Source organism: Xanthomonas sp. NCPPB 2866 (genome assembly GCF_041475745.2).
GTDB lineage: Bacteria > Pseudomonadota > Gammaproteobacteria > Xanthomonadales > Xanthomonadaceae > Xanthomonas > Xanthomonas arboricola.
On record NZ_CM192975.1, the window covers coordinates 2,565,811 to 2,577,780 of the forward strand.

General features: G+C 67.5%; 9 protein-coding genes and 1 pseudogene. All 10 read right to left on the reverse strand.

From position 1 onward, the window contains the following. Positions 1-36: 36 nt before the first annotated feature. Positions 37-669, reverse strand: coding sequence for a CDP-diacylglycerol--glycerol-3-phosphate 3-phosphatidyltransferase (pgsA, locus tag ACCQ04_RS10980; protein ID WP_024938673.1), 633 nt, complete (start codon positions 667-669; stop codon positions 37-39). Further along, on the reverse strand, positions 669-2,525 hold the full coding sequence (uvrC, locus tag ACCQ04_RS10985) for an excinuclease ABC subunit UvrC (RefSeq protein WP_054592960.1): 1,857 nt from the start codon (positions 2,523-2,525) through the stop codon (positions 669-671). Before uvrC ends, pgsA begins: the two co-directional genes overlap by 1 nt. Further along, complete coding sequence (locus ACCQ04_RS10990) at positions 2,522-3,940, reverse strand: hypothetical protein (RefSeq protein WP_226427728.1); 1,419 nt, start codon at positions 3,938-3,940, stop codon at positions 2,522-2,524. Before ACCQ04_RS10990 ends, uvrC begins: the two co-directional genes overlap by 4 nt. A gap of 23 nt (positions 3,941-3,963) precedes the next feature. Then, the gene (locus ACCQ04_RS10995; RefSeq protein ID WP_184456001.1) at positions 3,964-4,428 is read right to left on the reverse strand and encodes a low molecular weight protein-tyrosine-phosphatase; all 465 of its coding nucleotides are present in this window, start codon (positions 4,426-4,428) and stop codon (positions 3,964-3,966) included. Next, positions 4,425-5,204, reverse strand: coding sequence for a 3-deoxy-manno-octulosonate cytidylyltransferase (kdsB, locus tag ACCQ04_RS11000; protein ID WP_104568414.1), 780 nt, complete (start codon positions 5,202-5,204; stop codon positions 4,425-4,427). The genes ACCQ04_RS10995 and kdsB overlap by 4 nt, the downstream gene beginning before the upstream one ends. A 280-nt stretch (positions 5,205-5,484) precedes the next feature. Beyond that, on the reverse strand, positions 5,485-6,522 hold the full coding sequence (lpxK, locus tag ACCQ04_RS11005; protein WP_226427727.1) for a tetraacyldisaccharide 4'-kinase: 1,038 nt from the start codon (positions 6,520-6,522) through the stop codon (positions 5,485-5,487). After that, positions 6,519-8,288, reverse strand: a complete 1,770-nt coding sequence (gene msbA / locus ACCQ04_RS11010) for a lipid A export permease/ATP-binding protein MsbA (RefSeq protein WP_016902580.1) — start codon at positions 8,286-8,288, stop codon at positions 6,519-6,521. The genes lpxK and msbA overlap by 4 nt, the downstream gene beginning before the upstream one ends. Next, positions 8,285-8,749, reverse strand: coding sequence for an ExbD/TolR family protein (locus tag ACCQ04_RS11015; protein WP_047125309.1), 465 nt, complete (start codon positions 8,747-8,749; stop codon positions 8,285-8,287). Before ACCQ04_RS11015 ends, msbA begins: the two co-directional genes overlap by 4 nt. A 3-nt stretch (positions 8,750-8,752) precedes the next feature. Further along, positions 8,753-9,415, reverse strand: coding sequence for a MotA/TolQ/ExbB proton channel family protein (locus ACCQ04_RS11020; RefSeq protein WP_039514427.1), 663 nt, complete (start codon positions 9,413-9,415; stop codon positions 8,753-8,755). Then, a pseudogene (locus tag ACCQ04_RS11025) lies at positions 9,309-11,855 on the reverse strand (DNA internalization-related competence protein ComEC/Rec2); the annotation flags it as partial. The gene ACCQ04_RS11020 and the pseudogene ACCQ04_RS11025, both read right to left, overlap by 107 nt. Positions 11,856-11,970: the final 115 nt, after the last annotated feature.

Sequence of the window (11,970 nt, forward strand, 5' to 3'; positions counted from 1 at the left end):
TTGGGAGGCGAAATTCTACAGCGAACAGCATCGCTGTCAACTATTGCTTTCGACTTTTTTCGGTTTGCTGGTGATCGCGGCTTTTTCGTCGGCGCGCAGGCTCGGCCAGGCGGCCTGCAGGTACTGGAATCCGGACCACAGCGTCAGCAATGCGGCGATCGCCAGCGTCCAGTATCCGGCGCGGAAAATCAGGTTGCCGAACCAGATTCCGTGCGTGGGCATCTGCCCCGGCGTCACCGAGTACAGCAAACACAGCAGCGCGACCATCTGTGCGGTGGTCTTGACCTTGCCGATCACCGCCACCCGTACCTTGGCGCGCTGGCCGATTTCGGCCATCCATTCCCGCAATGCGGAGACTGCGATTTCGCGGCCGACGATGACCGCCGCCCAGAACGCCATCCATGGTGTGGGGTGGCCCTGTACGATCAGGAACAATGCCACTGCGACCATCAACTTGTCGGCCACCGGGTCCAGGAACGCGCCAAAGGCCGAATACTGGTGATAACGTCGCGCCACCCAGCCATCCAGCCAGTCGGTGATGGCGGCCAGCGCGAATACGCCGGCGGAGGCGAAATTGGTCCAGGTGTACGGCAGGTAGAACACCACGACCAACACCGGGATCATCACGATCCTCAGCAGTGTCAGCCACGTGGGGATGGTCAACTTCATTACGGACTCGACTCGCCTGCCGCATCGGGAAGCGCCAGCCCGTGCAGGTTAGCGTAGATTCGCGCGGCAAGTGCGGCATTGACGCCCTCCACCCGCGCAATCTCGGCCTCGCCGGCGGCCTTGAGCCCGACCAGGCCACCGAAATGCTTGAGCAGGCTCGCGCGTCGGCGCGGACCGATGCCGGGGATATCCTCGAGCTTGCTGGTCATGCGCGCCTTCTGGCGGCGGCCGCGGTGACCGGTGATCGCAAAGCGGTGCGCCTCGTCGCGCACCTGCTGGATGAACTGCAGTGCCGGCGATGCCGCACCCGGCCGCAGCTCGCGGCCGTCGGCCATGATCAGCGCCTCGTGCCCTGCCCTGCGCTCCTCGCCCTTGGCCACGCCGACCAGCAGCACATTCTCGATGCCCAGATCGGCCAGCGCACCCTTCGCCTGTGCGAGCTGACCGGCGCCACCGTCGATCAGCAGCACATCCGGCAGCACGCCGTTTTCTTCCACCGCGCGTCGAAAACGCCGTTCGATGGCCTGACGCATCGCCGCATAGTCGTCGCCCGGCGTGATTCCGGAAATGTTGAAGCGCCGGTATTGGCCGCGCACCGGGCCGCTGGCATCGAACACCACGCACGAGGCCACCGTCGCCTCGCCCATGGTGTGACTGATGTCGAAGCACTCCACCCGCCTGACCTGCTCGGCCAGCCCCAGCATCTCGCGCAATGCCTCGCTGCGTGCATGCTGCGCGCTCTGGCTGGTGAGTTCGGTGACCAGGGTCAGCTGTGCGTTGCGTGTCGCCAGCAGCAGATAGCCGGCACGCTCGCCGCGCACGTTCCACTTCAACGTCACCTTGTATTCGGCGGCGGCGCTGAGTGCGGCTTCGATCAGCTCGGCATCGGGAATTTCCCGATCGAGCAGGATCTCGCGTGGCGGCGAATGTTCGGCGTAGTACTGCGACACGAACGCAGCCAGGATTTCGTCCGCACTGTCTTCGCCGTTGGTCTTGGGAAAGAACGAGCGCGTGCCCAGGTTGCGGCCGTCGCGAAAACTCAGCAGCAGCACACAAGCTTGGCTGGCTTGCGTGGCGCAGGCCAGCACGTCCAGATCCGCCGCGCGGCCGTCCACGTACTGGCGGTTCTGCATGCTGCGCAGCGAGGAGAGCAGATCGCGCAGGCGTGCGGCGCGCTCGAACTCCAGCGCCTCGCTGGCCTGCTGCATCGACTGCATGATCTCTTCGCCGAGCTGATCGCTCTTGCCCTCCAGAAACATGGTGGCGCGGCGTACCGATTCGGCGTAATCGGGCGCGGCGACCAGCTCCACGCAGGGCGCGCTGCAGCGACCGATCTGGTATTGCAGGCACGGCCGCGAGCGGTTGCGGAACACGCTGTCTTCGCAACTGCGCAGCTTGAACAGCTTGTGCATCAGGCTCAGCGTTTCGCGCACGCCGGTAACGCCGGTGTACGGGCCGAAGTAACGCCCCTGCACGGCACGCGGGCCACGATGCAGGGCGATGCGCGGCCACTGCTCGCGGGTCAGCAGCACGTAGGGATAACTCTTGTCGTCGCGCAGCGACACGTTGTAGCGCGGCGACAGCGACTTGATCAGCTGGTTTTCCAGCAGCAGCGCTTCGGCTTCGCTGCGGGTCACGGTGACGTCCATCCGCGCGACCTGCGACAGCATCGAGGTCAGCCGCGCATTCTTCGGCGTGCCGTTGAAATAGCTGCCCACGCGCTTGCGCAATGCACCGGCCTTGCCGACATACAGCAAGGTGTCGTCGCCTGCGTACATGCGGTAGACGCCGGGCGCGGTGCTCAGTTGCGCAGCAAACGCCTTTCCATCGAAATCGGATTGGGGCCTTGCGTTCATTCTTCTATCGAAACATCGCGCAGTTCGCCGCTCGCCAGGTCGTAGCGCAACACGGCATGGGCATCGGTCTCGGCAATCCACACCGCGCCGGCGGCGGCCGCCAGCCCGGCCGGGCCATGCAGGCGGCGTGGCAGCGCGACCGTGGTCAGTTCGCCGCCACCCAGACGCAGGCAGCGCAGGCGGCCGTTGCCGGTGTCGGCGATCCACAGCATCGGCGAATCGGCCGCCAGCGCGATGGCTTGCGGAAACTGCAGCCGCGCAGTGCCGCGCGGGCCGTCCTCGTCGCCGAACTGCCAGGTGCCCTGCCCGCCGACCAGGGTCTGCACCAGATCGCCGCGCAATTGCATGGTGCGGATCGACGAGCCCAGGCCATCGCAGATGTAGGCCACCTGCTGCACCGCGGCCAGGCCGGCCGGCTGTGCGAATGCGGCCAGGTGCCCGCTGCCATCGCGAATCTCGAGCGCACCGGTACCGGCACGTGCGCTCAATGCGGCGCGGCCCAGGTCATAGCTCCAGATGCGGTTGTCGCCCGCCATGGCGACCAACACCTGATTGTCGGCAACGGCCAGGCCTTGCGGGTAGTTCAGCGCCGAGGCGCCGGCGAATGCCAGCGGCCCCTCGACCGGCTCGCCGGAGCGCCCGGTGCCGCACAAGGTGTCGACCTGCCCGCTGCGCAGGTTGATGCGACGCAGGGCGTGATTGCCGGTGTCGGCGACATACAGCTGGTCGCGCTCCAGCGCCAGGCCTTGCGGACGCCGGAACGCCGCCTCACCGACGCCTCCATCGATGAAGTCCGCGTTGCCGTGGCCGAACTGGCGCAGCACGCGGCCACCATGCGTGCATTCGAGCACGCGGTGATGGCCGGTGTCGGCGATGTACAGGCGGTCCTCGGTGGCGGCCAGCCCGGTTGGAAACCGCAGCTCCAGGCGCGGCTCGGGATCGCGCTCGGCCACCCCATGCAGGTCGGCGTCCGATGGCGGCTGCTGGCCTTCGCACAGGGCGACCAGCGCCTTGTCGAGATCGCCGGTCACGCCGACCAGGCGCTGACGCTCGCGGCCGTAGGCATCGAGCAGCACCAGCGTCGGCCACGAGTCGATGCCGAAACGGCGCCAGGTCTCCCAGTCCCTGTCGAGCAAGATGGGCGCACTGACACCATGGCCGCGCAGCTGCTTGAGCGCGCGTTGCGGCTCGCGCTCGCTGTCGAAGCGCGGCACCTGCACCACGATCACCTGCAGCCGGCCGGGGCTGCGCGCCTGGAACTGCGCCAGCTCGGCCAGGCGCTCGGCGCACCACACCGAGCTGGCATTGACGAATGCCAGCACCAGCGCCCGCCCGCGATGCTCCTGCAGGGTGGATGGCCTGGCATTGAGCCAGGTAGGAAATTCCGGCAATTCCTGGGTAAGCTGGGCAGTCATACCGTAATTATGCCCAAGCCCGATTAGCTGCGGGTGAGTCTGGCCACGGTCTGGCGCGCAGCGGTATCGACCAGTTGCCAGGCACGCTCGAAATCGTCCATGTCACCGGTGTAGGGGTCGGGGATATCGTCACGCTCTTCCACACCGGCCCAGGGCAGCCAGAGCGCGACCTTGTCGCGCAGCGGCGCCGGGGCGAGGCGTTGCAGATCGCGCAGATTGCTGCCATCGGCGCACAGCAACCAGTCGAAGTGTTCGAAGTCGGCGCCGCGCACCTGGCGCGCGCGCAACCCGGAGATGTCCACGCCATGGCCGCGTGCGCAGCGAATCGCGCGTGGGTCCGGCCGATCGCCGGCATGCCAGTCGCCGGTGCCGGCCGAATCGACCTCGATCCGCCGCGACAGCCGCGCCTCGTCCAGCCGTGCACGCAGGGCACCCTCGCCCATCGGCGAGCGGCAGATATTGCCCAGACACACGATCAGCACCCTCATGCCGCTGCCACGCGGGTTTGCGCGCGCGCCAGATCGTCAGGGGTATCGATGCCGGCCGGAAACTGCTCCGGCGTCAACGCCACCGCGATACGGTAGCCGGCCTCCATCACGCGCAATTGTTCCAGCGACTCGATGCGCTCCAGCATGCCGGGCGGCATTGCCGCGAAGCGCTGCAGAAATCCTGCGCGGTAGGCGTAGATCCCGATATGGCGCAGCCATTGCCCGTCACCGGGCAAGCTGTCGCGCTGACTGGCGAAGCTGTCGCGATGCCAGGGAATCGGCGCGCGACTGAAGTACAAGGCGTCGCCACCTGCGTTACGCACCAGCTTGACCACGTTCGGATCGAACAGTTCGTGCGCGCCGTCGACCTGCGCGGCCAGCGTGGCCATTTCGGCGCCGGAGTGCAGCAGCAGCTCGGCCACCGCACGGATGCCGGCGGCCGGCGCGAACGGCTCGTCGCCCTGCAGGTTCACCACGCAGGTATCGGCTTCCCATCCGGCGATCCGCGCGCATTCGGCAAGCCGGTCGGTACCCGATGCGTGCGCGTCGCCGGTCATCGCCACATGCACGCCGGACAGGCCTTCGACCACCTCGGCAATGCGTGCATCGTCGGTGGCCACCCAGACCTCGCGCGCGCCGGCCAGCAGCGCCCGCTCGGCCACATGCTGGATCATCGGGTGATCGCCGATCAACTGCAGCGGCTTGCCCGGCAAGCGTGTGGAAGCGTAGCGTGCGGGAATGGCGACGACGAAATCTGCAGGCGTTGAGTTAGTCATGCGTGCGCGCTCTGGAAAACAGGAAGAGTGGAAGAAACGAGATAACCGAATCGCATGATGTCGTGGTGTGAGCGAAGTCACGGTGGTCAGTTGGGCGGCGATGCCCGACATCGGCACTACGCGCCGCTGCCCGTACTGCCCGCACAGGCACACCGACCATCTTGATTGGTCATTGCCCGCCCACCGTCGCGGGACCTTGATGTTCTTGCGGCGTGTCCCACGACGGTGGGTCGGCAAGGACCCTGCAACCAAGCCGCAGATCGCCCTGCCGGCGCAGCGTTCACACGCCCTGCCGGCTGGCCAACTTGTCCAGGCGATCCAGCAGGCTCACCCAGAACGCCGCCGGCAGCTCCGCCTTGAGCGGCACGCTGTACAGCCATTCGTCGGCAAATGGCCTGCACTTCACTGCATCCTTTTCGGTCATCAGCACCGGCAGGCGGCTGCCGAAGCTGAAGTCGGCGGCGCGATAGACATGGTGATCGGGAAAGGCATGCGGCACCACGCCAATGCCGCGCGCGCGCAGCATTGCGAAGAAACGTTCCGGATGCGCAATCCCGGCCACCGCATGCACGCGCTGGCCGGCCAGCCGGCTCAATGGCTGAGCGCGCTTGCCATCCATCGGTTGCACACTGTCGATGCTCAGGCGCATCTGCCATTCGCCGAATCCGGCGTCATCGGGCGCGGGTGCCGTCGTTGCTGCGCTGGCCTGGCCCAGATTGACCACACGGAAATCGCAGTCGCGTGCGCGTGCAGCCGGCTCGCGCAGCGGCCCGGCCGGCAGCAGGCGCCCGTTGCCGTAGCGACGCTGGCCATCGACCACTTCGATCTCGACATCGCGGGCCAGCCGGTAGTGCTGCAACCCGTCATCGCAGACGACGATGTCGCAGCCCGCTTCGACCAGGGCGCGCGCCGCAGCCAGGCGATCGCTGTCCACGCGTACGCGGGCGCCGGTCTTCCAGGCAATCAGGACCGGCTCGTCGCCGCCGAGCGCGACTGACGTGTCCGCCTCGACCCAGCGTGCCGTGCCTGATTCGTCACGGCCATACCCGCGACTGGCCACGCCAGGCGTCCAGCCGGCCTCCTGCAACTTGGCGACCAGGGCAATCGTCAACGGCGTCTTGCCGGTGCCGCCGGCAGTGACGTTGCCCACCACGATCACCGGCACCGGCACGCCGTGGCGCTTGCGCCAGCCGCGGCGATACAGGGCGCGTCGCAGCGCGATGGCAGCACCGTAGACCGGCGCCAGCAGGCGCGCCGACAGCGGGATCGGCGCATTGTCGTACCAGTAACCCGGCGTGCGGGTGCCGCGCTTGCTCATGCCTGACGTTCGCGAAACTGCATGCCGTGCAGGTGCGAGTACAAGCCGCCCTGCTCCAGCAATTGGTGGTGGGTGCCGCGCTCGACGATACGGCCCTGGTCCATCACCAGCACCTGGTCGGCATGCTCGATGGTGGACAGGCGGTGCGCGATCACCAACGTGGTGCGGTCCGGCATCAGCTTGTGCAAGGCGTCCTGCACCAGGCGTTCGGATTCGTTGTCCAGCGCCGCGGTGGCTTCGTCCAGGATCAGGATCGGCGCGTCCTTGAGCATTGCGCGCGCGATCGCCAGACGCTGGCGCTGGCCGCCGGACAGGCGCCCGCCCTTGGTGCCCACATGCGACTGCAGGCCTTCGGGCAATTGCGCGACGAACTCCATCGCGTTGGCGCCCAGGATGGCGCGTTCCAGCTGGCCGGCATCGGCACTGCGCATTTCGCCATAGGCGACGTTGTCGGCGATGCTGCCGTCGAACAGCATGACCTGCTGGCCAACCAGCGCGATCTGCCGCCGCAGATCGGCCAGCGCGTACGCCTGCACCGGGTGCCCGTCGAGCAGGATCTGCCCGGACTCTGCTTCGTAGAAGCGCGGGATCAACTTGATCAGGCTGGACTTGCCGCTGCCGGAACGCCCGACGATCGCCGTCACCGTGCCCGGTTGCGCCACGAAACTGACCTCGGCCAGGGCCGGGTTCACCTGGCCCGGATAGCGTGCAGTGACATTGCGGAATTCGATCAGGCCCTTGGCGCGCGTCAGCGGCACCGCGCCCTGGTCCGGCTCGTCGGGACTGTCGAGCACCGAGAACAGGCGCTCGGCCGAGGCCAGGCCCCGCTGCACCATGTTCTGCACATTGGTGAGCTGCTTGAGGCCCGGAATGATCGTCAGCATCGAGGTCATCAGCACCACGAAGTCGCCGGCGGTCAGCCGCCCGGCCAGTGCCTGGGCACCGGCCACGAACAGCAGCGCCGACAGACCGATCGCACCGATCATCTGCACCGTGGCGGTGGAAATGCCACGCGTGGATTCGACCTTCATCGCCAGACGCAGATTGCGGTCGGCCAGCGCGCCATAGCGCTCCATTTCGGTCTGCTGGGCACCGTAGATCTTGACCTCCTGATGGCTGGACAAGGTCTGGTCGGCCGCCTGCAGCAGATGCGCGCCGCTTTCCTGGATGCTGTGACTGATGCGCCGATAGCGCCGCGCCACCTTGTCCATCACCCAGGCCAGCACCGGCGCCAGCACCAGGATGGTCAGCGTGACCTGCCAGCTATGCCACAGCATCAGCGCCAGCGCGCCGATCACCTGCAGCGACTGCTGGATCATCACCTTGACCGCATCCACCGCCGCCTGCGCCACCTGGTCCGAGTCCGAGCCCAGGCGGATCAGCATCGACGGCACCGGTTCGGAATCGAAGCGCGATCCCGGCAGGCGCAGATATTTGGACATCACCTTGACGCGCAGGTCGCGCGCGATGCTGCGTGCGGATTTGCCCATCGCCATATCGGTGATGTAGCCGGCAACCCCGCGCACCACGAACAACAGGATGATCTGCACCGGCAGCCAGCGACTGACTTCGGCATTCTTGTAGATGAAGGTCTCGTCGGTGATCGGCTTCATCAACGCCAGGAAGCCGGTCGTGCCGGCCGCCTCGATCAGCGCGGCAATCAGCGCGGCGACCAGCAACAGGCGATACGGCTTGGCGAAGGCCAGCAGGCGACGGTACGTGCGCCAGGACGAAACCGGCGCCGGGCGGTCGTTGGAGGTGGTCACTGGCGGGTTCCGTTAGTGCGTGTCTGGCCGGTCGTGGGTGTCGCCCCGGCTTGAGGCGCTGTGGCGATCGCGATGCGGCGGAAGCCGAGTTGCCCCAACGCATCCTGCGCGGTCACCACCGCTTGATACGGCGTGCGTGCATCGGCACGCAGCAACACCGTCTGCTCGCGGTCGTCGCCGGCGAGCTGGGCGATGGTCTGCTTGAGCGAGTCCACGTCCGAACGCAGCACTTCCTGATCGTTGATGAAATAACGCCCATCGGCATTGACCAGCACGCTCAGCGAACGTGGCGGTGTGCTGCTGTGCTGGTCGCTGGCGGTCGGCAGCTGCAATTGCAGCGTGGAGCGTGCGTCGAAAGTCGTGGTCACCACGAAAAAGATGATGAGGACAAGGATGACGTCAATCAATGGCACCAGATCGATATGCGGCTCGTCCTGGCTTCGGTCACTGCCGATGCGCATTCGTCAGCCCTTTGCCATGACGGGTTTGCCAGCTGCCGCGACCGGCGCCGTGGCGGCTGGCACCACGCGGCCGTCCATCGTGTCCAGCAACAAGGTGGCTTCCTGCTCCATCTCGATGATGTAACCGGCGATGCGGCCCTTGAAGAAGCGATGCGCCATCAATGCCGGTACCGCGATGATCATGCCGGTGGCCGTGCACACCAGCGCCTTGCCGATGCCGCCGGCCAGCTGGTTCACATCGCCCACGCCGTGATCGAGGATGCCCAGGAACATCTGGATCATGCCGACCACCGTGCCCAGCAGTCCCAGCAGCGGTCCGGCCGAGGCGATCGTGCCCAAGGCATTCAGATAGCGCTCCATGCGGTGCACCACATGCCGGCCGGTGTCCTCGATACGCTCGCGAATCAATTCACGCGGACGACCGCGCACGTCCAGCGCTGCGGCCAGCAAGGCGCCCAGCGGCGAATTACGCCGCAGCGACTCGATGTGGCTGGGATCCAGTTTGCCGCGCGCGGCCCAGTTGCGGACCTCCTCGCCCAGACCTGGCGGGGTCACCTCGTTGCGGCGCAGGCTCCACAGACGCTCCAGCACGATCGCCAGCGCGATCACGCCCAGCAACAGCAACGGCACCATCGGCCAACCGCCTGCCTTGACCAGCTCCAACACGATTCGATTCCTCCGGCAACGCGGCCGCCTATTCGCTGGTCGATAGAATAGCAGCCGACCGCCGCCGTTCCGCAGCATCCCAGAGCCGTGGCTGCCAGCGCCGGCGCTCGCGTACCTGCAGGCCGTCGGCGCCCAGCCAGACCCGGATTGCCCCGGCCTGGGCCGTGTCGAGCAACTCGGCGCCACTGCCCTGCCAGCGCTGCACCACCTCGGCACGCGGGTGACCGAAGCGATTGCCGTGCCCGGAGGACACCAGCGCCAGCCGCGCGCCGGTGGCGGCGATGAAATCGGCATGCGAGCCGTCGGCGCTGCCGTGGTGCGGGACCACCACCAGATCGGCACGTAACTCCGCGGCATGTTCACGCAGCAGGCGGCGCTCGACGAGCTCGCCGATATCGCCCGGCAACAAGGCGCTGCCATACCGCGTCTCGATGCGCAGCACGCAACTGGACTGATTGCGCAGATACGGAAAGCCGGCGCTGGGGTGCAGGAAGCCAAAGCGCACCCCATCCCATGCCCATTGCTGGCCGGCACGGCAGCGGGTGGTGACGTCCGGTGGCGCCTGTGGCGGTGCCGCCGTCATCGCCACGGGCAATCCAGCACGCACCGCTGCATAGCCGCCGGCATGGTCGGCGTCGGCGTGACTGAGCACGATGGCATCCAGGCGCCGCACCCCGAGCGCGCGCAAGGCCGGCAGCACTACCCGCTCGCCCGCATCGAAGCCGTCGCGAACCGCCGGACCAGTGTCGAACAGCAATGCATGCCGTTGCGTGCGTACCAGCACGGCCAGACCCTGCCCCACGTCCAGCACCTGCACGTCGGCTTCGCCGGCCGCGGGCAGCTCGCGGTCCGGCCACAGCAGCGGCAACCACAACAACAGCGCCATGGATTTGCCGGGCGCGCCGCGCGGCAGCAGCAACCAGAACGCGCCGAGCAAGGCCGCGACCAATGCGAGCGCATCGGACTCGGGTACCCACCACAACGCCACCGAGGTCTGTCCAAGCCAGACCAGGCCTGGCCAGGTGAGCTCGAAGCACCAGCCGGCCAATCGCCATGCCCACACGCCCGCTCCCGGATGTACTGCTTCCAGCCCGGTGCCCAGCAAGGCGAGCGGCACCACTACAAAAGTCCACCAGGGAATGGCGACCAGATTGGCCAATGGCCCCACCAACGATGCCTGGCCGAACAGGCTAACGGTCAACGGCAGCAGGCCGACAGTGGCGACGGTCTGGGCGGACAGGAAGCCGCGCACGATCGCGCGATCGTCCGCTGGCAGGCACCACACCAGCCAGGCCACCCCGGCAAAGCTGAGCCAGAAGCCCGCCACCAGCACGCTCAGCGGGTCCCACAGCAGTACTGCCAACAAGGCCAGCGCGAGGATCTGCACGGTGCTGGCACGCCGCCGCAGCACTCGCGCCAAGGCGACCACGGCGATCATCAGCACGGTGCGCACCGTCGGCAGCGCCAGGCCCGCCAGCGCCGCATAGCCTGCGGCACCGAACAAGGCGGCGACCGCAGCTGCATGGGACCGCGGAATCCGCGTTCCAAGCACCGGCCAGGCTCGCCAGAGTCCGGCGACCAGCAGGGCGACGAATGCAGCCACCAGCCCCACATGAAATCCCGAGATCGCAATCAGATGGCTGAGCCCGGTCGCACGCAGCGTGGCCCAGGCTGCGTCGTCCAGCCCGCGCGTGTCGCCCAGGGCGAGCGCGCGCAGGTAAGGCGCCGATGATCCGGGCACGCGGTCGGCAATGCGCTGCGACATCGCTTCGCGCCAGGCATCCACGCCGCGCGGTGCAGCGGTCTGCCGCGCCGCAATCGGCACCCGCACATAGCCGCTGGCAGCCATGCGCTGCGCCAGTGCCTGCCGCTCGGCATCGAAGCCACCAGGGTTGCGCAAGCCGCGCGGCGCACGCAGCTTGAGCCGCAGCTGCCAGGCGGCGCCCGCGCGCAGCGCGGCACGCGGCCCGATGCGCTCGGCACCGAAGTCGTCATACCAGGCCAACTGCAGCAGCTTGCCGCGCAGTGCGGCAGGCTGTGTGGGATCGTCATCCACGCGCAGCTGAAAGCGCGTGCGTCGTGGCTCGGCGACCGGCAGTTCGACAATCTGCCCGCGCACCGTCAGTTCCCGCGCTTCATCCTGCGGGTGCAGTTGTGCCTGCAGGACGCCGGCGACCTGCCAGCCCATCAGGCCGAAACCGAACAGCGCGCTGGCCAGTGTCCCTACCAACACGATCCGCCGCGGACGCAGCCATGTGCCGAGGCCGATGCCCAGCACCGCTGCAGCAAGGCATGCCGCATAGACCGCACGCGACAGCAGCGCAGGCGACCACGCGCACACCACGATGCCCAGCAACAAGGCCGCTGCCACAGTCATCGTCGGTATCCGCCGCGGTGTAGGCGGTGCCTGTGCTGACGCATCCATGCTGTCGGTCGCCATCCCGGCCGTGGTCCATCCACCGACTCAAGTTAGACCAGCGCCTGCGTCGGGCACAGCCGCGAGCGGCGCATTGCGGGGTAGGAATCAGGCTAACCCTGCCGTGGTACATCGGCCG